This window comes from Amycolatopsis sp. NPDC058340 (assembly GCF_042723975.1).
GTDB lineage: Bacteria > Actinomycetota > Actinomycetes > Mycobacteriales > Pseudonocardiaceae > Amycolatopsis.
Window position 1 is genome coordinate 16165 of sequence record NZ_JBHXIB010000035.1, and the last position, 21413, is coordinate 37577.

The following is a 21413-nucleotide window of genomic DNA, read 5'->3' on the forward strand; positions in this document are numbered from 1 at the left end:
TAACCGTCCTTGCCACTCACGAGCCGGAAGCGTTCAGTAACGTCCGGCGGTCAGCTCGTCGAAGCCCGGGAAGTCCGCCGCCAGCGTCGCGCCGGTGAAGTTGCCGACCCATCCGCCGTCGTCGTGGAAGAACCGGATGGAGACGTAGTCCGGCCGCGTCCCCATGTCGAACCAGTGCGTGGTGTTCGCGGGCACGCTCAGCAGATCCCCCGCCTCGCACAGCACCGCGTACACCTTGCCCCCGACGTGCAGGTAGAACACGCCGGACCCGCGCGCGAAGAAGCGGTCTTCGTCGTCGTCGTGGGTGTGCTCGGCGAGGAACTTCTGCCTGGCTTCGGCGGCCGCGGCCGCCCAGCCGGGCTCGTCGGACGGGGTCATGCGGACGGCGTCCACGAACGTGTAGCCCTCGGCCGCCGAGACCTTGGCGATCGGCTCCTCGTAGGCGGCCAGCACCTGCTCGGGCGTCACTTCACGCGGCAGGTCACCGACGAGGTCCCACCGTTCGAAGCGGACACCGAGCCGCCCCAGTTCCCCGGTGATCACGGCCGGATCCTCGGTCCTGAGCGCGATCTCGCCGGGCCGGTCGTCCGGCCATACGGTCAGCAGGGTCATCGCACTCCCCTTTCCTCTCCCACGAGTCTTGTCTCTACCCGGAACCGGAGCAACCACTCCAAACATTCCAGGCGATGACGCGCGTGGCGCAGGTCATCTCCCCAGACGTAGATCCCGTGCCGCGCGACGATCACCGCCGGCGTGTCCGCCCGGAACCCCGCCTCGAACGCGTCACCGAGGACCCACATGTCCTGGCCGTTGGCGATCACCGGGATGGTCACCACGTCGTCGTGCGCGGCGCGGCCGAAACCCTTGAGCATCTCCAGGTCGCGCAGTTCGACGCCGTCCGGCCAGTGCTCGGCGGCCACCACCGGCGCGAGCGCGTGCACGTGGATCACCGCGCCCGCGCCCGACACCGCCGCGATCCGGGCGTGCAGGCCCGCCTCGGCCGACGGCACCTTGTCCGGATGCGGCTGATCGGCGACGGCGAGCCCGTCCTCTCCGACCACCACGACGTCGTCGCTGGTCAGCTCGCCTTTGTCCCGGCCGCTGACGGTGACGGCGACCCGCAGCGGGTCGCGCCCCAGCACCACCGAGAGGTTGCCCGACGTGCCCCGCATCCAGCCCAGCCCGGCGAACCGGGCGGACTCCTCGGCCAGCGCGCGTCCGGCGAGTTCCAGGACACTCGGCGTCGTCACTGAGGGACGACCTTCACCTCGTCGAACGTCCGGATGGTCCGGTGTGTCCCGAAATCGGCGTCGCCGAACGGTTCACCCTCGCGGGCGAGGCCGACGGTCTGCCAGCCGTCGGCGGCGGCGCCGTCGAGTTCGGCCGGGACGTCGGAGAAGAACACGATGTCACCCGGTTCGGCTTCCAGCGCGGAGGCGATCGCGCGGTAGGACGGCGCCTCGCGTTTCGGCCCGGCGTTGACGGTGTCGAAATGCTTTTCGAACAGGCCGGTGACGTCGCCGTCGGTGGTCCGCGAGAACGACGCGATCTGCCCCGCGACCGAACCGGACGAGAACACCGCGAGCCGCAACCCGGCCTCGTGCCACGACCGCAGGGCCGGGGCGACGTCGCCGAAGAACTCCGTCGTGAGGTCGCCCTCGGCGTAGCCGCGCTGCCAGATGAGCCCCTGCAACGTCTTCAGCGGTGCGATCTTCCGGTCCGCGTCCATCCAGCCGTGCAGCACCCGCACGACGTCCACTGTGGACGCCTCCGCCGTCAGCCCGCCGAGTTCCTTGATCTCGGCGACGGCGGCGACGACCTCGGGATCTTCCGGGTGCTCGTCGATCCACGGGCCCAGCCGCGGGCGCGCGTAGTCGTAGAGGGTCACGTGCACGTAGCTGGTGGCGGTCAGCGTGCCCTCGATGTCGAGGACCACCCATCGGGCGGTCAGCGTTGCGGTCACTGGTTCGCTTCCCCTTCTGCGTAGTACTCGCGGAGCCGTCCGGGTTCGAAGGCGCCGCGGTCGGTCACCACCGTGGTCACGAAACGCGGTGGTGTGACGTCGAAAGCCGGATAGTGCCCACGGGCGCGCTCGCCGGCGACGCGGTGGCCGAGCGCGCTCAGCACCTCGTCGCCGTCGCGGTATTCGATCGGCACGTCGGCGCCGGTCGGCGCGGCCTGGTCGGGCGCCTGGACCATGGCGTGGAACGGCACGCCGAACGCCTCCGCCGCCACCGCGAGCCCCAGGGTGCCGATCTTGTTGACGACGTGACCGTCCATGGTGACACGGTCGGCGGCGGTCACCAGCGCGCCGACCTCGCCCGACGCCAGCACCGCGGCCCCCATGCCGTCGGTGATCAACCGGGTGTCCGCGCCCATCTCGGCGAGCGTCTCGGCGGTCAGCCGCGCGCCCTGCAGGTACGGCCGGGTTTCCGTGCAGAAGAAGGAGAACTCCTTGTTCTGCCGTCGCGCGGCCAGCACGAATTCGACGAGGTACAGATCCGCCCAGCAATGCGTCAGCACGGTCGCCTTGTCCGGCACCAGCGCGGCGGTGTGTTCGCCGAGCGCACGGCTGCGCGACCGGTACAGCTCGTCACCCGCTCGTGCCCCGGCCGTCGCGGCCTCGACGAGATCGCCCGCCGCCTTGTCCACTTCGGACAGTACGGCGGCGACGGCCTTGCGCAGATGGTTGTTGGTCTTGCGGGTCGCGACGATCCGCTCGCCCACCCGTTCCAGATACGCCCGAGGGTCGGCGAGCCCGGACGCCTCACGGGCGGCGAGCACCATCGCGCCCAGCGCGGCGAAATACGGCCCGGACGACTGCGTGACCATGTCCTCGATGGCCACCGCGACCTCTTCCGAGGTCCGGCAGAGCACCCATTCCCGCTCGAACGGGAAGACCCGGCGGTCGAGGATGTGCACACCTTCGTCGTCGAGGCGGACACTTTCGGCGAGGATCGGCAGCGTCATCAGCTGTACCCCGAAAAGCACGGCGGGATCCCGTTGAGGAAGTGGTCGCCGACCTCGCGTGCCTTGTACGTCACGGGGTCGTGCAGGGTCAGCGTGCGGGCGTTGCGCCAGAAACGGTCGAAGCCGTACTTCGTCGCGGTGGCCCGCGCGCCGGTGAACTCGAAGACCTTGCTTGTGGTCTCGACCGCGGCCCGGCTCGCCACGATCTTGGCCGACGAGATCGCGATGGCCGCTTCGGCGCGCTCGGCCGGGGTCAGGTCGAAGCCGCGTTCGTCGGCCTCGCCGAGCGCGGAAACCGCGGCGTCGACGGCGAATCCGGCCGCTCGCGCCGTCGCGACGAGCTCACCGTAGCCCGCCAGGGTGTACGGATCCTGCGTCGCTTTGTCCACATCGGACAGTGTCCAGGGTCGCGCGGTCTCCCGCGTGTAGACGGCCGCCGCGTCGAGCGCGCCGAACGCGAGACCGACGTACACCTGCGCCAGCATGAGCTGGAACCCGATCGCCGCCAGGGAGATACGGGGCACCTTCGGATCGGACTGGTCCTCCGGCTGGACACCGAGCACGTCGTCACGAGCGATCCGGACGGCCTCGAACCGCACCGCGCCGCTGGCGGTGAGCCGCTGACCGATGTTGTCCCAGTCACCGGGGAAGGTGATCCCGTCGGCCCGCGCGTCGACGACGAAGGTCAGCTTCTCGCCGTTGTCGGTCCTGGTCGCGCTGACCACCAGACGGTCGGCGACGGCCGCGCCGGTCGCGAAGGTCTTGGTGCCCTCGACGGTGAACCCTCCGCCGACCGGGGTCAGGAGGAGGGCGGCGTCGAGCGGGTTGCTCACGCCCGCCCAGAACCAGCCCGGTTCGCTCGCCGCGCGCGGCCCGAACAGGCCGGTGCGCCACAGCTGCAGGTAGTGATAGCCGAGCAGATGGCCGACCGACGCGTCCGCGGCGGAGACGATCCGGGTGGCCTCGTTCGCGGCCGCCCAGCCGGCGGTGCCGAGCAAAGGCAGCAGACCGGACTCGCGCAGCAAGCCGACCTCGTGCACCGGGAGACGTCCGGCGAGGTCCCGCTCGGCCGCGTCCGCCGTCAGGGTGTTCGCCAGCTCGTGAGCCGCCTTACGCCACACTTCGGTCATTCCGCCCCTTCCACGTCGATGAGAGCGTCGAGGGCGACACGAGTAGCCCTCGCCACCCCCTCGGCCACGACGTCGCGGTGCGGGTCGTAGGCCGACGGGTCGGGGTGTTCGGGCCGCGCGTCGCCGTCGATCACGAGCACACCACCGGCCCGCAGGCCGCGCAATGCCGCGAACACCAGCAACGTGGAGAGTTCCATCTCAATGGCGATCACCCGCGCGGCCAGGTACTCGCTCATCGGGAGGGTGAGCACCAGCGGGCTGAACGCGGCCCGCGTCCACACCACGCCCCGATGCGCCTCCGGTGCCACCCGGCTCAGCGCCACGACGATCTCCGGGGTGGCGAACGCCGGGTACTCCGGATGGATGAGCTGCTGGGTGACGCCGTCGTCGCGGACCGCCGCCTCGGCGATGACGAGGTCGCCGTCGGTGATCCCCTCGGCCAGCGAACCGGCGGTGCCGAGCCGGAGGAACGTGCGGACGCCCGCCTCTGCGAGCTCGCCGAACTGGCACAGCGCACCGGGCCCGCCGACGCCGTGTGAGGACACGACGACCGGGACGCCCTTCCAGGCGCCGGTGTAGCTGCGGTACTCGCGGTTCTGCCCGACGAGGACGGCGTTCTCCAGCGATCCGGCCACGGCGGTCGCCCGGTCTGGATCGCCCACGACGAGGGCTCGCGGCGGCAGTCCGTGCCGGGGGATCTTGGTGATGGGCAGGACGTCGCTCACGCGGGCTGTCCCTTCTTGCGCTTGAGGTTGGACAGGAACAGCGCCACGAGCGTGACGACATAGGGGGCGGCGTCGGTGGCCTGCTGCGGCAACCCGATGCCTTGCAGCCGGAAGCCGAACGCCTCGGCGAGGCCGAACAGCAGCGCCGCGAGCAGCACGCCGAGCGGATGCGCACGCCCCAGCATCACCGCGACGACGGCGATCCAGCCGCGACCGGCGGTCATGTTCTCGGCGAAGAGCGTCACCGAGCCCAGCGCCAGCTGCGCGCCGCCGAGACCGCACAGCGCTCCCCCGGCCAGGATCACCCCGTAGCGGTATTTGACTACGTTGACGCCGAGGCTGGACGCGGCTTCCGGACGCTCCCCGACTCCGCGCAGCCGCAGGCCCCATGGGTGCCGGTACAGCAGCACGGCAAGCGCGGGCACCGCCAGCCAGGACAGGTAGACCAGCAGCGACTGCCCCGGAATCGGGCCGAACTGGCCGAGCCCTTGCAACGACGGGTCGCTGAAGGAGCCTTCGGTGCCGAAAACCGTGCGGATGAGGAAGCTCGTCAGGCCGACCGCGAGCAGGTTGCTCGCGACACCCAGCACGATCGGGTCGCCGTCGAAGGTGATCGAGCCGATCGCCAGGATCAGCGAGTACGCCGTCGCCGCGATCACCGCCACGACGACGCCGATCCACGCGCTGCCGGTGTACCAGCTGCCCGCGACCGCGCCGAAACAGCCGACCAGCAACGACCCTTCGAGCGAGATGTTGAAGACCCCGGCCCGCTGGCACAACGCGCCCGCGAGCGCGGCGAACAGGATCGGCGTCAGCGCGGTGAGCGACGAGGAGAACAGGCTCGCGTCGATCATGCCCGCCTCGCCTTCCGCTTGAAGACGCCCGAGGTCGCCGCCAGGAAGATGATCAGCACCGCTTGCAGGACCGCGGTGAGTTCGCGCGGGACCTGGGTGGCGCGTTCCATCGCGAATCCGCCGCTGGTCAGCGCCGCGAAGAAGACCGCCGCGAGCAGCGTCCCGAGCGGGCTGGCCCCGGCGAGCAGCGACGCGAGCAGGCCGATCCAGGTGTACTGCGGGGTGATCAGCGCACCGTCGATGAACCGGTACGGGAAACCGAGGACGGCGATCGCGCCGACCAGCCCGGCCGTCCCGCCCGAGGCGGCCAGCAGCCGCAACGTGAGTTTCGGCCGGTCGATCCCGGCGTAGGCGGCGAACCGCGGCGCCCAGCCGGTCACCTTCGTCTCGAAACCGGCCGGGGTGCGGGCGTCGATCACCGCGTAGACCGCGATCACCGCCACCACCAGGAAGATCCCGGTCGTCACGCCGTCGATTTCGGGCAACCGCGCGCCTTCGGCCAGCTGCGGGCTCTGCGGCAGGCTGGAACCGGCGTCCTTCAACGGGAACCGCACCAGATACCCGGCGAGCGACATCGCCGGATAGCTCAGCAGCAGCGTGCTGATCAGCAACGGGACACCGAGCCGGTTCTCGCAGACCGCGGCCAGCGCGGCGTACGCGGCTCCGGCGACGACCCCCGCGAGCAGCGCGAGGATCACCTTCACCGGTCCGGGTCCGGGCACGTACAGGCCGACGGCGAGCGCGCTGATCGCGCCGAGCACCAGCTGGCCCTCACCGCCGAGGTTCACCATGCCCGCGCGCAGCGGGATCGCGAGTGCCGTGGCCATCCCCGCGACGGGGACGGCGTACGCGAGCGTGTCGCCGATGCCGTCGGGGCCGAACGCGCCGGAGACGATCGCGCCATAAGCCGCCAGCGGGTCGGTTCCGGTGGCCAGCAACAGGATCGCGCCGAGGACGAGTGCCGCGGCGACCGGGACGGCGATGAGGCGGACGCGGCTCATCCGGCACCTCCGGCCATCGCGAGCCCGACCGTGTGCCGATCGGCCTCGTCCTTGGTGAACTCCGCGACGATCCGGCCTTCGAACAGCACCAGCACCCGGTCCGACAACGCGAGGATCTCGCTGAGCTCGGCGGAGATCAGCAGGACGGCGTGCCCGGCGTCGCGATGGGCGACGAGCCTCGCGTGGATGTTCTCGATCGCGCCGACGTCGACGCCGCGGGTGGGCTGTTCGACCAGCAGGAACGGCGCGTCGTGGGTGAGTTCGCGGCCGAAGATCGCCTTCTGCTGGTTGCCGCCGGACAGCGTGCCCATCGCGGCGGCGGGGCCGGACGCGCGGACGTCGTAGTCCTCGATGATCGCCGAGGCATGGTCGTCGATCGCCTTGCGACGCAGGAATCCCTTGCGCGCCAACGGCCGCTTGCGGTGGAAGCCGACGGCCAGGTTCTCCCGGAGCCCCGCCGTGGGCGCCGAACCGACCTCCGCGCGGTCTTCCGGGACGTGGGCGAGCCCGGCGTCCCTCCTGGCCCGCACCGGCAATCCGTCAAGGATCTGTCCATTGAGGACGATGGTGCCGCCGGTCTTCAGCAGGCCGGTGATGGCGCCGGAAAGCTCGGCCTGCCCGTTGCCCGCGACCCCGGCGACGCCGACGATCTCCCCGGCGCGCACGGTCAGGGAAACGTTGTCCAGCAACGGCTTTCCTTCCACACCGGGAACGGTCAGGGAACGGGCTTCGAGGACGGTGTCGCCGGGGGTTCCGGCCGGGTGGACGCGATCGAGGTCGACCTCGCGCCCGGTCATCGCCGCGGCGAGCCCGGCGGCCGTCTGGTCCGCGGTGCGCCCGCGCGCGCTGACGCGGCCGTCTCGCAGCACCGTGACGTGGTCGCTGACGGCGAGGACCTCCTGGAGTTTGTGCGATACCAAGAGGATCGTGCGGTCCTCGGCGGCGAGGGCGCGCAACACGCCGAACAGCCGCTCGGTCTCGGGCGGGGTCAGCACAGCGGTGGGTTCGTCGAGGATCAGCACGCCGGCGTCTCGGTACAGCAGTTTCAGGATCTCGACGCGCTGCCGGAGCCCGACCGGCAGGTCACGGACCCGGTCGCCGGGCCGCAGCCTCAGTTCGTGACGTTCGATCAGCTCGGTGACGCTGGCCGTGGCCGCCTTGCGATCCAGCAGGCCGCGACGGGTCGGCTCGCTGCCGAAGACGACGTTCTCGGTGACGGTGAGTTCGCCGAACAACGCGAACCCCTGCTGCACCATGCCGACACCGGCGCCGATGGCCTGCGCGGGCGAGCCGAAGGAGACTTCCTCGCCGTGCAAGGAGATCGTGCCCTCGTCGGGCCGGTGCAGGCCGTAGAGCACGGACATGAGCGTCGATTTGCCCGCGCCGTTCTCCCCCATCAGGGCGTGGATCTCGCCCGTGCCGACATCGAGGTCGACGTGGTCGTTCGCGAGCACTCCGGGGAACCGCTTGACGATCCCCCGGAGCGAGACGGCGTCAGGACTTGGCCGGGTCATCGACGACGATCGCGCCCGAGATGATCTGGTCCCGCAGCTCGCCGACCTTGGCCAGCACGTCGGGGTGGCTCGCGACGACGCACTGCGACGCCGCGGCGTCGGGCTCCAGCCCGGTCAGGGAGATGCCCTTCTCCTTGACACCGTAGGACTTCGTCTCGCCGGTCTTGCCGCCGAGGATCGCGTCGACCCCGTCGCCGACGACGACGTTGGTGCGCTTGATGACGTTGTCCACGACCTGTCCCGGGCTGGCCGGGCACTGGTTGGCGTCGACGCCGAACGCGAAGAAGCCGCCCTGCTTGGCCGCCTCGAACACGCCCAGGTTGCCCGCCGCGGAGGCCGCGCCCATGACGTGGTCGACGCCCTGACCGGCGAGTGTGGTGGCCAGCGCCTTCGCGCGGGCCGGGTCGTTGAACGGGTTCGCGCCGCCGATGAACAGCGGGGCGAGTGTGGTGCCGGGCTTGGCCTTCTCGGCGCCCTGCCCGAACGGGATCGAGTACCGGCGGAACTGGGGCGCGTCGAGGACGACGACCGCGCCGACCTTGCCGCTCTTGCTCAGCAGCCCGGCTTCGGCACCGGCGAGGTAGCTGCCTTCGTGCTCGCGGAACACCGCGCAGGTCACGTTCGGGAACGGTTTGGTGGTGCAGGAGTCCACGAACAGGAACTTCTGCCCGGGGTTGCGCTCGGCCTCGGCCGCGATCGCGTCGGCGAAGTTGAAGCCGACGGCGACGATCACGGCGGGCTTCTCCCGCACCGCGGCGGCGAGATTCTGCTGGATCGACGCCGGATCGGTGCTCTGGTACACCTTTTGCGTCCCGTTGTGCTTCTTGGCCGAGTCCTCGATGCCCTGGACGGCGAGCTTGAGGAAGTCGTTGACGCCGACCGGGCTCGGCGTGATCAGGACCAGCGCGGGACCGGCGGCGTTCTGCGCGGCCGGATCCTTGGCCGAGGCGTTGCACGCGGCGAGGAGCGTGACGGCGGAAACGGCCATGACGGCCCGCAGGAGGGTTCTCGGCGACATGTCCCGGACTGTATGTCTCCGGTCCACGATATGGCACCGATTCCCACCATGCGGGACCGTGTAGGTCGTTATACGTCACCAGGGTCGGCGCCGAGGGCCGCGTGCCCCGGCCGGTGGAGACCGGCGGTGCGGCTCAGCGTGAACCGGTCGATCTCGGCGCCGTCGTTGCGCAGGGTGCGCACGGTCAGCGTCGTCCGGCGGCCGGGCCAGGCGGGTTCGACGTCGATCGCGAGGAACGAGTAGCCGGTGTAGCGCACGCGGGACCACGAGACGGTTTCGGTCACCTTCTCGCCACCCTTGACCCTGTGATACGACTGGAACTCCCCCGCGAACGTGTCGGGCACGGGGAAGCTGTAGAGACTCTTCCCGCCGCCACCGCAGGTCGCGTACACGGTGCCGTCGCGGTCCGGCTCGACGGTGTCGCCGATCTTCACCTCACGGGTCACCCGCCCGCCACGCAGGGCGTCGGTGCGCTCGTAGATGTGGTTGTGCCCGTTGATCACGAGGTCGACCCGGTACTCGTCGAACAACGGGACCCACTGCTCGCGGACGCCACCCTCGGACGCGTGCTGGTTGGTCGTCGAGTAGGCGCAATGATGGAAGAACACCACGATGAAGTCGACGTCCGGCTGCGACCGCAGATACCGCAGGCGCCGCTTGAGCCAGGCCGTCTGGGAGCCGTGCGAGTAGCCGAGGTTGGCGGGGATCTCGTAGGAGACGTCGTTGGCGTCGAGCGAGATCACCCCGACGTTGCCGTAGATGAAGGAGTACACGCTGGGGCAGTCGTGCGGGCCGGTGCCGGGGAAGTCCCAGCGTTTGACCTGGCCGCCGTAGCCGTCGGGCGAGTAGAGGGCCTCCATGTCGTGGTTGCCGGTGGTGACCATCCACGGCACGGACGCGGCGACGCCCTCGATCTGCCGGTAGTAGGCGTCCCAGACCTTGGGGTCGAAGAGATCGTGGTCGGCGTCGGGCTTGGACCCGGGCGGCTTGCCCGCGCCGCTCGGATCGGCGTACGCGATGTCGCCCGCCAGCAGGTGGAAGCGCGGGTTCTGGCGCGCGACGGCACCGTCCTGCGCGAGCGCCGTCGTCGAAACACCCTGGTCACCGAACGCGGTGAAGGTGAACTTGCCCGCCGGAATCCCCCGTGCGGGCGCGGTCGTGAACGTCGAGATCGCGGCGGGACCGCCGTCCCCCGAAGCCGGGTCGAAACCCTCGTGCCCGACGGCGTACCGGTAGGTGTGGCCGGGCCAGAGATGGTCGGCCTCGGCGTGCAGGTAGTACTGGTCGTACGGCGCGATGACCCCGGCGACCTCGGAATGCAGCGCGCGGACCTCGGCCGGGATGCGATGACTCCAGCCGCCGTGGGCGTCGGCGATGCGCAGGAACGGCTTCCGCACCGGCGCCGGCACCTGCCACGCGACCCGCATCGACGTCCGCGGATTCCGGCCGAACGCGAGATGCCGCCCCGCCGGGACGACCTTGTCACCATCGGCGTACGCGGTGCCCTGCAAGAGAAGCGGCCCGGCCGCGAGGACGGCGCCCTTCAGAATCGTGCGGCGGCTGAGGAATTCGTGCTGTTCGGCCATCGTGAGACGCGAGGCCAGCGCGTCGGGAACACCGACCCTGGGGATTTCCATGCGCGGCATACTCGCCGACGGACATGTTCGGCTCGCGACGGTGAGACCAACGGAAGTGGTCTAGCTTTCCAGGGTGGGATCAAGGAGTTCTCAAGCGGTCTTTACCCTTTCGGCCTCGTGAGTGGTAAGGACGGTTCTAACCGTCCTTACCACTCACGAGGCTTTGTTCCGCATTTAGTCGGCTAACTGCGGCACGTTTTACTCGCTTCGTGCGCGAGCCGCATTTAGTCGACTAAATGCGGCTCGCTTTCTTCGCGTGGGTGGGTGTCGTGGTCGCAGTCGCGCCGGCAGCCGAGTCCCGGCCGGGCACCTGACGCTTCGCAGCTGAACGCGTTTAGCCGACTAACTGCGGCGCGTTCTCTTTTGCGTGGTCGCCATGTGCGGCGTCATCACTCTTCAGTGTTGTTCGTGCGTTTCGCTGGTCGCTTAAAATTACGAACACATGTTCGAAGAACGGTGCTATTATGGAGTCGTGTCCGAGACCTTCCTTCCCGAGTTGCCGCAGGAGCTGTGGCATGCCGGCAAGCTGGAGCTTGCCCATGGTGTGCAGCAGTCGTTGCAGGTGATCCGGGTGGCCACCGCCGCGTTGGGGCGATTCTTGGCGGAGATCGAGTCTCGGGGCGTCAAAGACTTGTACGGCCACGGCAGTACGGCCAGCTGGCTCGCGGATGTGGCGGGCTTGTCGCGCGGCGAGGCCGGTGCGATCGTGAAACGGGCCATCGCGCTGAACCCCACCCGGGCTCTGGACGGCACGGAGGTTCCGCCCGTCGCGCCCGCCACCGCCGCCGTCGCCGCCGAAGGACTGATCGGGAACGAACGGATCGATCAAATCCTGGAGATCCTGAAACGGCTCCCCGCCGACACGTCTGCTGAGGATCGGGCGAAGGCGGAGAAGATCCTGGCCGACCTCGCGCCGAACGCCGGACCCGCACAGCTCACCAAGGCCGAAGCGAACCTGCTGGGCTGGCTCGACCCCGACGGCAACGAACCCAAAGACCCCGAACCCAAGGAACCACGCCGCGAGATCACTCTGGAGCGTCGCAAAGACGGCTTCTGGAAACTCACCGGCCTGCTCGACGACGAGACCGGGGCCCGGACGGCGGCCGCGCTGGAGGCGCACGCCCAGCCGCGGCCGCTGGACGAATTCGGGCAGGCGGACCTGCGGATGAAATGCGAACGCATGGGAGACGCCTGGGCCGACCTGCTCGACCTGGCCATTGCCTGTCCGGACCAGCCCGGCACCAGCGGCTACCGGACCTTGGTGAACGTCACCATCGGACTCGACGAACTCAAGTCCGGCCTCGGCACCGCGTGCCTCGACTTCGTCGGCACCATGACCGCCCGGGAAGCGCGGCTCGCGGCCTGCGACTGCCTGATGTTGCCGGTCGTGATGAGCGCCTCGGGTGAGCCCCTGGATATGGGGCGCCTGCGACGATTCGTCACACCCGGGCAGAGACGCGCGTTGAACATCCGCGACAGGGGCTGCGCCTTCCCAGGCTGCCATCGGAAACCCAAGAACTGCCACGCTCATCATATTGAGCACTGGGCAGACGGCGGACCCACAGACCTCCGGAACCTCGTGCTGCTGTGCGGCTTCCATCACCGCCTGATTCACCACGGCGACTGGGAAGTACGGATGGCCGCCGACGGGCTACCAGAGTTCATCCCACCGCAGTACCGGGACCCGCTGCGACAACCCCGCCGCAACACCCTGCATCACGTCTGACCACCGAGGAGCCCGCCAGCCACCCAGGCGACGGGCTCCTCACCATGCCCACAACCTTGATCAACGGAAAATCCGGGACACCCAACATCCCCAACCCTCCGCCGATCAAGCCCCGCCCGCGTGGATCTCCGAGCCCTTCCACGGACCGCCCGACCGGACCGATCACGACCTATTCAGGGATAAGGCAAAGGTAACTTCGTGATCGGGCGCTCCCATGCGCACTCGACTCGCCGATTCCGCGGGTGTAGGGCGAAGCCGCATCAGACGCAGCGAAAGCCCCCTTCGGCTCAGCTGACGAGCACACCACTCAAGACCTGTCCGCCGCCTCGGCGACGAAGATCTCCGTCTCCAGGAAGACCCGCCACTGCGCGGGGGATTCGCTCCGCAAGGCGCGATAGGCGGCAGCCTGGACCTGGCTACCGGACCTCGCCCTGGTCCAGATCTCGCGGACCAACGGCCCCTCCTGAAGGTACCTGGCGTATCCGGCGTCGATACCGACGACGGCGGCGGCACGAACCTTGATGCCGTCCACCTTGTCCTTGGCCGCGGCCTCGAAGATGCCGGTGTCGATGAAAGCCCGCCACTGCCCGGGCGTCCGGCTGTGGAAGGCCTGGTACCAGACCTCGGAATCCCGAGGTGCCTGATCACGGGTCCAGATGTGCTCCACGAAGTACTCGTCCGGCAGCTGCGCGGCCAGCGCCGGATCCATACCGACGACGGCGGCCGCCTTCACCCGCGCGTCGCGAAGCTTCTTTTCCGCGGCTTCCTTCTCGGCAGCTTCCTTCGCCGCGTCCACGTCACGCTGATGCTCGACGAAGATGCCGCGGACGATGAAGTCCTTCTGCTCAGCCGGTGTCGCGCGGGAAGCGACAGCCGCGCCCGCCTTCACGAACGAGCCCTTGGCGGCCCGCTCCCACAACGCGAAGACGAAGTTCCCGTCGTCCTTGGCCAGCAGGATCGAGATCAGCTCGAAACCGAGCAGCGCGGCGGCGGGCTGCCGCTCCGCGCGCCGGGCCTGGTAGAGCGTTTCCCGGTCCAGATCCCGCTGGTGCGCCTCGTAGATCCCGGTCTTGAGGAACAACGAAGTCCACCCGCCGTTGTAGGCGTCGAGCGCGGCGAACTGGACCTCCTGCGCGATCTCGCCACGCTGCTTCGCGGCCCGGTGGATCTCGTGGACGAAGTCCCGTTCGGTTGCCCGCAACAGCTCCGGGGTGACCGCGAGCCCGACGACCGCGGCGGCGTTGGTGCGCACCTCGTCCGGTGTCTGCGTCACGACCGAAGCCGGAGCGGCGGTCGCCACAGCGGGAGCCCCGGCCACCACGGCGAAAGCCGCGACGGAAGCGGCCAGGAGAACACGAACTCTGGAATATGCCATAGGTAGGTTGTCGGTGCCGTTCTGCTCGCCGTCGTGGTCGAGCACGGGGGACCCCACCCAGCGTGACAACCCGGCATCCCCCAGCCACCAGGGATATAGCCCCGTGATCGACGATCGTTACCGATCACCGCGACCTTGCCCCGAATGCGAACTAACGCTCCCCGCGGATGGTCCGCCGCAGCTTCGGCACGCGCTCGTGCAACGTGCGCTCCGCCCCGCGCTGCGTCGGCTCGTAATAGTCCCGTCCCACCAGCTCGTCCGGCGGATACTGTTGTGCCAGAACACCTTCCGGCACGTTGTGCGGATACCGGTAGCCCTTCGCGTTGCCGAGTTTCTCCGCGCCCGCGTAGTGGCCGTCGCGCAGATGCGGCGGCACCGTCCCGATCCGCCCGGACCGGACATCGCTCAGCGCGGCGTCGATCCCGGTGATGACGGCGTTCGACTTCGGCGCCGTCGCCAAGTGCACGGTCGCCTGCGCCAGCGCGAGACGGCCTTCCGGCATCCCGATGAACTGCACGGCGTGCGCCGCCGCGACGGCCGACTGCAACGCCGTCGGGTCGGCCATGCCGATGTCTTCGCTCGCGTGCACCACCAGGCGCCGGGCCAGGAACCGCGGGTCCTCCCCCGCCTCGATCATCCGCGCCAGATAGTGCAACGCGGCGTCCACGTCCGAGCCCCGGATCGATTTGATGAACGCGCTGATGACGTCGTAGTGCTGGTCGCCGTCGCGGTCGTAGCGCACCGCCGCCTTGTCCACTGTGGACTCGACGATGGCGAGGTCGATCGTCTTGGCCTCGGTCGCGCTCGCCGCGTCGGCGGCGGCTTCCAGCGCGGTGAGTGCTCGCCGCGCGTCACCGGAGGCCAGCCGCACCAGATGGTCCCGCGCGTCTTCGGTCAGGGTGAGTTCGCCGCCGAGGCCGCGTTCATCGGCCAGCGCGCGCTCGATCAGCGCGACGATGTCGGCGTCGGTCAGCGGCCGCAGCTGCAGCACCAGCGACCGCGAGAGCAGCGGCGAGACCACCGAGAACGACGGGTTCTCCGTGGTGGCGGCCACGAGCAGCACCGTCCGGTCCTCCACCGCGCCGAGCAGGGCGTCCTGCTGGGTCTTGGAGAACCGGTGGACCTCGTCGATGAACAGCACCGTGTTCTCGGCGTTGTAGTTCCGGCGGCGGCGGGCTTCTTCGATGACCCCGCGCACCTCCTTCACCCCGGCCGACAGCGCCGACATCGCCACGAACCGGCGGCCGGTCGCGGCCGAGACGAGGTTCGCCAGCGTGGTCTTGCCGGTCCCCGGAGGGCCGTACAGCAGCACGGAAGCGGGGGCCGCGCCTTCGACGAGCCGCCGCAGCGGCGCGCCCTCACGCAGCAGGTGCTGCTGGCCGACGACCTCGTCGAGCGACCGCGGCCGCATCCGTACCGCCAGCGGCGACCCTGCCGGGACGGCGACCTCCCTCGGCTCGGCCGGCTCCGGCGGCGGGCCGAGGTCGGGGTTCACGGTGAAGAGTTCGTCCTGTGCCACGGTGTCGACGGTAGCCGTACCCACCGACGGTTCCGGCCACAGGTCAGCGCAGCCGCTCCCGGAACGAATGCCACATGATCACGGCCGCGTACGGCACGAACTCGCGGCCCCGCCGCCACACCCACGGGATGCCCTTGAGCACCAGCCAGCCGACGTGCCCGGCGGTACTCGGCTCCACGCCTCCCGAGCAGGTCAGGCTCACCGGCCGCGGCACCGCGAATCCGGCCTCGGCGAGCCGTTCGGTGAACCCGGTCGCCAGCATGCGGTGCCCGAGTTCCGACGGGTGCAGCCGGTCGACGCTCCACGCGGTGAGGTCGTAGGCGCCGGGCAGCAGTTCGAGGTCGAGACACGGCACGCCCTCGCGTTCGACGACCTCGTCGATGGCGGCGTTCAGCTCGGCCACCCGCTGGCTCAACGCGCGCCGCAGCGACCGCGGGAGGCGGAACACCTTCCCGTGGTCGTGGTAGCGCACCGGGACCACGACGGTGCCGACGGCGGCCAGCGAACGGATCACCTCGGTGAGGTCCGCGGCGATCTTCTCGGCGCTGAAATCGGGGCGCAGCGTGTCGTTCATGCCCGCCACCACCAGCGCGACGTCCGGCCGGTGTGCCACGGCCTCCGGAAGCTGCTTGGTCAGCACGCAGCCCATGCGCGCTCCGGTGAACGACGGGTTCAGATAGCCGTCCGGCTCGACGCCGAGCGCGTCGGCGACGAGCGGGCCGACCCCGCGCCAGCCGCCCCGGTCCGGCAGCGGGTCGCCGAGGCCCACGGCCGTGGAATCGCCGAGCACGACCAGTCTGCGAGCGGACCGCGGGGCGGAGGGCGCGGGAGGAATGAGGGGTTCGGGACTCGGAGTGACTTCGACACTGATCACGGTCACGGTAGCCACCATCGGCCACGCAGGCTCACCCGTGGTGATGCCTGGGTAACGCGGCGAGGACGGTCGAGCGAAAAGTCCGTGCGGCGGTTACCGGAACGCGGGATAGAACGCGAGATCGGCGTGCGGACCGAGCCGGGCGCCGAGGGCCGCGGCGACCCTGGTGGCGTGCTCGGAGATATGCGTCAGTCGGGCGCGCAGCGAATGTTTGGCCAGCTCACGCCACCAGGTGACCAGCGCGGCCTCCCGGCTGATCGGCGTGGCGTGCCGGTCCAGCTCCAGCTCCGGGAGGATCTCCCAGGTGAGGACCCACAGCAGGAGCAGCTGGCCGTCCATCAGGTGCTCGGCCAGCGCGTCCTCGTCCGCGAGCCCCGGCCAGACCGAGACGACCTCGGACCGCCAGGCCGCGATCATCGCCTCGCTCATCCCCGGCGGCAGGGCCAGCGCGTCCGCGCTCGACGCGAACGGGAGCCGCAGGTACGCCACATCCATCAGGGTGCTGCGCACGCGGCCGCGTTCGAAATCGAGGAACCGCACTCCGCCGCTGGTCACGAGGTTGTTGTCCGGACTGAGATCGACGGGGCTGAACGCGCGGTACGACGGCGCGCCCGCCCGCTCGGCGACCTCCATGACCCGCTGTTGCACCGGTTCCGGCGTCTCGACGTCGAGCAGTTCCTCCAGCAGTCCCGGCAGTTGCGCGCAGACCGCGGGCAGCGGCGCGTCCTCGTTCTTGACCGGGCCGCCCAGACGGCGCAGCAGCGCGTTGAAATCTGGCTCGCGGCTCGCCGTGCTCGCGTGCAGCCTGCCCAGCGACCTGGCCCAGGACAGCAACGCTCGTTCGGCGCCGCGCGCGTCACGGGCGTGCAGCTTGTCGTGCAACGTCGGGACACCGCCGAGGTCCTCGATCACCAGGACCCGGTCCCGGCCGTCGTGCGCCAGCAGTTCCGGGCACATCCGGTCCTCCGGGGCGAGCGCGGTGAACAGCTGGTAGCTGACCGCCTCCTGCGCGAACGGATCGGGCCGTCCCGGTTCGGGTGGATCGGGGTAGTGCTTGATGACCAGGGTGCGCGGCAGCGCGAACGGCGACGACGCCACCCGCGCCCGCACGACCGTGGCCGGGCCGCTGCCGGCGAGGTCCTCGGGGGCGACGAGGGTGATCGCGCTGCCGAATCGGCGCGAAAGGACCGACTCGCCGGCGGCGACCGCGGCCGCCACGGCGAGGGTTTCGGCTCCAGCTCCGACGGTCGAATCGTCGGCAGAGGAGGTATCGACTGTCATTGCCACCGACCCTACTCGTGACTGAGCAACCATGACCACTGAGATCCGGGCAATCGCGCGCACTGGCGCGATCCGGGGATCATCCGCGTGAAAGCGGACGTTCCGTCACCCTCGATCGTTGCCCACGACGGCGCAATGTCAGCACAATGGCCGCAGCTGCAACGATTCCGATGAGATTGACCAGCAGCTGGCCTGCCGAATAAAGGCATCGTTCCCACTGACCGGCAACCGCCGCGACCACCGCGTAACCGGCCGCGGGCACCGTCGTCACCGAGATGAACACCCCGACGAGCGCGGCGGATTTGGCCGACGTCATGGAAAGCATGCCCGCGGCGCCGGCGAGGAGCGCGACGATCAGCGACGCGATTCCCACCTGGTAAACGAAATCCACCTCGTGGTTGTCGGCGAGCTTGCTGACTTCGAGCACGCCGGTGGCGTTGCCGACCAGCACGACACCGAGGGTGATCGCCATGGCGATCGGGAAGCCGCCGAGCAGCGCGACGGCACCCTGCTTCACGAGATCTCCCCGCCGGAGCACCAACCCGACGGCGATGGCCGCCAGCGGGCCGAATTCCGGCCCCACGACCATGGCGCCGACGATGGTGACGGCCGAGTTCGTGATGACACCGACCGACGCCAGCAGGCACGCGATGGTCAGGAATGCCTGAAATGTCCAGGTGAGCCGGGACTCCTCGCCGGAACGGCCGACGAGTTCCTGCCACACCACCGCGTCCGCGCCTTCGCCCGGCGCGGTTTCCTCGGCCTTGTCCGCGGCGTCGGACACCGCGGTGTCCAGCGCCTCCAGCGTGATGCCGCCGGTGTGGTCGAGATCGAGTCCGCACAGCGACTCGATGATCTCGTCGGTCGCCTCGCGGGCGATGTCCGCTTCGATCAGGTCGCCCTCGGGCGCGACCGCCACCCCGCGATGCACGACGAGGTGCGCGGTCCCGGCGTGTGCCCGCAGGATCCGGACCGCTTCGCCGGTCCGGTCCGGCGGGCACACGGCCCTGAGGTGGAGCATCAGTTCTTGACGGGCGGCGCGGGCTTGGCGTCGATGCCCGCTTCCTTGCGCTGCTCCGCGGTGATCGGCGCGGGAGCGGCGGTCAGCGGGTCGTACCCGCCACCGGTCTTCGGGAACGCGATCACGTCACGCAGCGACTCGGCCTTGGCCAGCAGCATGACGATCCGGTCCCAGCCGAACGCGATCCCGCCGTGCGGCGGCGGGCCGAAGGCGAAGGCGTCGAGCAGGAAGCCGAACTTCTCCTGCGCTTCCTCCTCGGACAGGCCCATCAGCTCGAAGACCTGCTTCTGCAGCTCCTGCTGGTGGATACGGATCGAGCCGCCGCCGATCTCGTTGCCGTTGCAGACGATGTCGTAGGCGTAGGCCAGCGCGTTGCCGGGGTCGTCGGCGAGTTTGCCGATCCACTCCGGGGTCGGCGAGGTGAAGGCGTGGTGCAGCGCCTTCCACTTGCCGCCGCCGACGGCGACGTCGTCGGACTCCTCGGCCGAGATGAACATCGGGAAGTCGACGACCCAGACGAACGACCAGGCGTTCTCGCCGATCAGGCCGAGACGGCTGCCGATCTCGAGCCGGGTGGCGCCCAGCAGGGCACGCGCGTCGGCGGGCTTGCCCGCGGCGAAGAAGACACAGTCGCCGGGCTTGGCGCCGACGGCTTCGGCGACCGTCTCGCGCTCCTTCTCCGACAGGTTCTTCGCGACCGGCCCGCCGAGCGTGCCGTCCTCGTTGACCAGGATGTACGCGAGCCCGCGGTGCCCGCGCTGCTTGGCGAAGTCCTGCCAGGCGTCGAGGGTGCGGCGCGGCTGGTCGGCCCCGCCCGCCATCACGACGGCGCCGACGTACGGCGCCTGGAACACACGGAACGGGGTGTCGGCGAAGAACGCCGTCATGTCGGTGAGTTCGAGGTCGAAGCGCAGGTCCGGCTTGTCCGAACCGTACTTCTCCATCGCCTCGGCGTAGGTGATGCGCCGGAACGGCCGGGGGATCTCGGCGCCGATGAGCTTCCACAGCGCGGTGACGATGTCCTCGCCGAGCGCGATGACGTCGTCCTGCTCGACGAAGCTCATCTCGATGTCGAGCTGGGTGAACTCCGGCTGCCGGTCGGCGCGGAAGTCCTCGTCCCGGTAGCAGCGCGCGATCTGGTAGTACCGCTCGAGGCCGCCGACCATGAGCAACTGCTTGAACAGCTGCGGCGACTGCGGGAGCGCGTACCAGGAGCCGGGCTTGAGCCGGGCCGGGACCACGAAGTCACGGGCGCCCTCGGGGGTGGAGCGGGTCATGGTCGGGGTCTCGACCTCGACGAACTCCTGGGCGTGCAGCACCTCGCGGGCGGCGCGGTTGACCTCGCTGCGCAGGCGCATCGCGGCCGCGGGGCCGCTGCGGCGCAGGTCGAGGTAGCGGTGCTTGAGGCGCACCTCCTCGCCGACGTCGACCCGGTCGTCGATCGGGAACGGCAGCACGGCGGCCTCGGACAGCACCTCGAGCTCGGTGGCCAGCACCTCGATCTCACCGGTGGGGATCTCGGCGTTGGCGTTGCCTTCGGGCCGTTTCGAGACCTCGCCGACGATGCGGACGCAGTACTCGGAGCGCAGCTGGTGGGCGCGCTCGGCCATCTCGCCCTCGCGGAAGACGACCTGGCTCACGCCGCTGGCGTCGCGCAGATCGATGAAGATGACGCCGCCGTGATCGCGCCGCCGAGCCACCCATCCGGTGAGGGTGACCGTCTGACCGGCGTGCTCGGCACGCAAGGTGCCGGCTTTGTGGGTGCGAAGCACTGCGGGTGCTCTCCTTCGGCATCACGATTCTGCGATTCGACGGCGCTGCGGTTCGACTGCTCTGCGCCGACGTCAAAGGCTAACGAATCGCCCCGGATGCCTCGCGACCAGGTGTTCTCAGCTCGTCGGCCAGGCCTCCAGCGCGGCGACCATCCGCCGCGTATGCGCCAGATAGTCGGGCACGGACAGGACCCGGCCGTCGATGTTCTCCAGCAGCCAGCCCGAGGCCGCCTCCTTCGACGCGAAGAACTCCGTGCAGACCAGCGCCTCGACGTAGTCCTGGCCGAGGGCGAGGTCGATCCCGGACAGCCGTGACGCGGCGACGACGGCGTGCGGCGGGTCGACGCTCAAAACCCTCTCGCGGGTGAAGTGGACACGGACGCGTGCGCCGGTCGCCGGGCAGACGGCGTCCGCGTGCACGGGTTCGCCGGTGGCGACGGCCAGGAGGAACAGGTCGACCCGGTACCGGTCGGAGCCCGGCCGGCCGGCCGGGCGCGAGCCGCGGTCCATCACGACCAGGCCGTCGCGGATGACGAAACCCATCAGGTCCATCAACCGGTGGGCTTCGGCCGGGTCCATGCCGACGGTGGCGGCGAGTCTTCCGATGGCGATGGGGTGTCTGCCCGCTCTGGTCAGCTTGGTCGCGGCCCAGGCGATGCGGACAGCGGCGGTGCGATCCGTACGGGTGGTCAACAGGCACCTCCTCGCCTTCCTCCCGTTGAGATTAGGCACGAAAAGGATTTCCGCCAAGCCACTGCGCCGAACGGCCGAATCCGTTGTGCGGTAAGAAAATTCACAGTGCGTGACGGGCAACGGGACGCCGTTCCCGCGGTTGGTGCGGAATGGGGACACACTTTCGGCCGCACGAGGCGAAAGTGGCATACGCCGCCCCGGACCGGCTGTGTGCTTCCGGCTGTGTTGGGGATGGGACTTTAGGGAAGGTGTTGGGTGGGGTAGTGGGGTTGGGGAAGGGGCGTGGCGGCAGGGGGGCGGACC

At 69.9% G+C, this 21413-nt stretch carries 19 protein-coding genes; 1 reads left to right on the forward strand and 18 read right to left on the reverse strand.

Going from position 1 to position 21413, the window contains the following annotated elements:
- Positions 1-33: 33 nt before the first annotated feature.
- The 11 genes from ACFWIW_RS29605 to ACFWIW_RS29655 form a co-directional block, all read right to left on the reverse strand.
- The gene (locus tag ACFWIW_RS29605) at positions 34-612 is read right to left on the reverse strand and encodes an acireductone dioxygenase (protein ID WP_378371495.1); all 579 of its coding nucleotides are present in this window, start codon (positions 610-612) and stop codon (positions 34-36) included.
- Complete coding sequence (mtnB, locus tag ACFWIW_RS29610; RefSeq protein WP_378371496.1) at positions 609-1250, reverse strand: methylthioribulose 1-phosphate dehydratase; 642 nt, start codon at positions 1248-1250, stop codon at positions 609-611. Before mtnB ends, ACFWIW_RS29605 begins: the two co-directional genes overlap by 4 nt.
- On the reverse strand, positions 1247-1963 hold the full coding sequence (gene mtnC / locus ACFWIW_RS29615) for an acireductone synthase (RefSeq protein ID WP_378371497.1): 717 nt from the start codon (positions 1961-1963) through the stop codon (positions 1247-1249). Before mtnC ends, mtnB begins: the two co-directional genes overlap by 4 nt.
- Positions 1960-2970, reverse strand: coding sequence for a methylthioribose-1-phosphate isomerase (locus tag ACFWIW_RS29620; RefSeq protein ID WP_378371498.1), 1011 nt, complete (start codon positions 2968-2970; stop codon positions 1960-1962). Before ACFWIW_RS29620 ends, mtnC begins: the two co-directional genes overlap by 4 nt.
- On the reverse strand, positions 2970-4100 hold the full coding sequence (locus ACFWIW_RS29625) for an acyl-CoA dehydrogenase family protein (protein WP_378371499.1): 1131 nt from the start codon (positions 4098-4100) through the stop codon (positions 2970-2972). Before ACFWIW_RS29625 ends, ACFWIW_RS29620 begins: the two co-directional genes overlap by 1 nt.
- Complete coding sequence (locus ACFWIW_RS29630; protein WP_378371500.1) at positions 4097-4825, reverse strand: nucleoside phosphorylase; 729 nt, start codon at positions 4823-4825, stop codon at positions 4097-4099. Before ACFWIW_RS29630 ends, ACFWIW_RS29625 begins: the two co-directional genes overlap by 4 nt.
- The gene (locus ACFWIW_RS29635; protein ID WP_378371501.1) at positions 4822-5679 is read right to left on the reverse strand and encodes an ABC transporter permease; all 858 of its coding nucleotides are present in this window, start codon (positions 5677-5679) and stop codon (positions 4822-4824) included. Before ACFWIW_RS29635 ends, ACFWIW_RS29630 begins: the two co-directional genes overlap by 4 nt.
- Positions 5676-6680, reverse strand: a complete 1005-nt coding sequence (locus ACFWIW_RS29640; RefSeq protein ID WP_378371502.1) for an ABC transporter permease — start codon at positions 6678-6680, stop codon at positions 5676-5678. Before ACFWIW_RS29640 ends, ACFWIW_RS29635 begins: the two co-directional genes overlap by 4 nt.
- Positions 6677-8194, reverse strand: a complete 1518-nt coding sequence (locus tag ACFWIW_RS29645; RefSeq protein WP_378371503.1) for an ABC transporter ATP-binding protein — start codon at positions 8192-8194, stop codon at positions 6677-6679. The genes ACFWIW_RS29640 and ACFWIW_RS29645 overlap by 4 nt, the downstream gene beginning before the upstream one ends.
- Entirely contained in the window at positions 8175-9212 is a 1038-nt protein-coding gene (locus ACFWIW_RS29650; RefSeq protein WP_378371504.1) for a BMP family ABC transporter substrate-binding protein, read from the reverse strand. Before ACFWIW_RS29650 ends, ACFWIW_RS29645 begins: the two co-directional genes overlap by 20 nt.
- 68 nt (positions 9213-9280) lie before the next feature.
- A complete protein-coding gene (locus ACFWIW_RS29655; protein WP_378371505.1) occupies positions 9281-10849 on the reverse strand; it encodes a purple acid phosphatase family protein in 1569 nt (522 codons plus the stop codon).
- 472 nt (positions 10850-11321) lie between these two features.
- On the opposite strand from ACFWIW_RS29655, the gene ACFWIW_RS29660 reads away from it, so the two are divergent.
- Entirely contained in the window at positions 11322-12575 is a 1254-nt protein-coding gene (locus ACFWIW_RS29660; protein ID WP_378371506.1) for a DUF222 domain-containing protein, read from the forward strand.
- A gap of 307 nt (positions 12576-12882) precedes the next feature.
- On the opposite strand, the gene ACFWIW_RS29665 is transcribed toward ACFWIW_RS29660, so the two are convergent.
- From ACFWIW_RS29665 to merB, 7 genes are all read right to left on the reverse strand, one after another.
- Positions 12883-13950, reverse strand: a complete 1068-nt coding sequence (locus ACFWIW_RS29665; protein ID WP_378371507.1) for a hypothetical protein — start codon at positions 13948-13950, stop codon at positions 12883-12885.
- A gap of 151 nt (positions 13951-14101) precedes the next feature.
- Positions 14102-15469 carry a replication-associated recombination protein A gene (locus ACFWIW_RS29670; protein WP_073847181.1) on the reverse strand — a complete coding sequence of 456 codons (1368 nt, stop codon included), beginning with the start codon at positions 15467-15469 and terminating at the stop codon, positions 14102-14104.
- Positions 15470-15512: 43 nt separating this feature from the next.
- On the reverse strand, positions 15513-16361 hold the full coding sequence (locus ACFWIW_RS29675) for an SGNH/GDSL hydrolase family protein (RefSeq protein ID WP_378371508.1): 849 nt from the start codon (positions 16359-16361) through the stop codon (positions 15513-15515).
- Between the two features lie 75 nt (positions 16362-16436).
- The gene (locus ACFWIW_RS29680) at positions 16437-17624 is read right to left on the reverse strand and encodes a phosphotransferase (protein ID WP_378371509.1); all 1188 of its coding nucleotides are present in this window, start codon (positions 17622-17624) and stop codon (positions 16437-16439) included.
- Positions 17625-17703: 79 nt separating this feature from the next.
- Positions 17704-18645, reverse strand: a complete 942-nt coding sequence (locus ACFWIW_RS29685; protein ID WP_378371510.1) for a DUF389 domain-containing protein — start codon at positions 18643-18645, stop codon at positions 17704-17706.
- Complete coding sequence (gene aspS / locus ACFWIW_RS29690) at positions 18645-20417, reverse strand: aspartate--tRNA ligase (RefSeq protein ID WP_378371511.1); 1773 nt, start codon at positions 20415-20417, stop codon at positions 18645-18647. The genes ACFWIW_RS29685 and aspS overlap by 1 nt, the downstream gene beginning before the upstream one ends.
- Positions 20418-20534: 117 nt before the next feature.
- A complete protein-coding gene (gene merB / locus ACFWIW_RS29695) occupies positions 20535-21110 on the reverse strand; it encodes an organomercurial lyase (protein WP_378371512.1) in 576 nt (191 codons plus the stop codon).
- Between the last annotated feature and the right edge of the window lie 303 nt (positions 21111-21413).